Below are 406 nucleotides of genomic sequence, written 5' to 3' on the forward strand. Positions count from 1 at the left end.
GCCTCGATATTGGCCACGGAGGGCGTGTTGTCGGCGAGCTGGCCGAGGTAGGCCAGCCCGCCAGCTTCTGGAAGGTCTTCGATCGCTTCCGACACAGTCACGACATCAAACGGAGCATCCTTCGCGGCCAACTCGCTGATGGCGATGAAGATCAGCCGATGCTCATGCCGGAAGAAGTCCTCCTTCTGCAGGTGATCGCCGACAATGTCCCATGCCGCGTTGTCCAGCATCAGGCCGCCGAGTACCCCTTGCTCCGCCTCGACGGAGTGCGGCGGCGTAAGTTCCAGAACACTCACTTCGAGTCCTCCCGGCCGATCTGCAGGAACGTGCTTGCGCTGCCATCCGGCGCGCCGATGATCTCCAGCGCTTTCACTTCCACCTTGGCGGACTCGATGATCACCGAACC

At 62.1% G+C, this 406-nt stretch carries 1 protein-coding gene; it reads right to left on the minus strand.

From position 1 onward, the window contains the following. A partial coding sequence (locus HMPREF2924_RS36740; protein WP_305887157.1) for a DnaB-like helicase N-terminal domain-containing protein occupies positions 1–296 on the minus strand: 296 nt, incomplete at its 3' end. Positions 297–406: the final 110 nt, after the last annotated feature.

It is taken from the genome of Pseudomonas sp. HMSC063H08 (assembly GCF_001813645.1).
Taxonomy (GTDB): domain Bacteria; phylum Pseudomonadota; class Gammaproteobacteria; order Pseudomonadales; family Pseudomonadaceae; genus Pseudomonas; species Pseudomonas aeruginosa.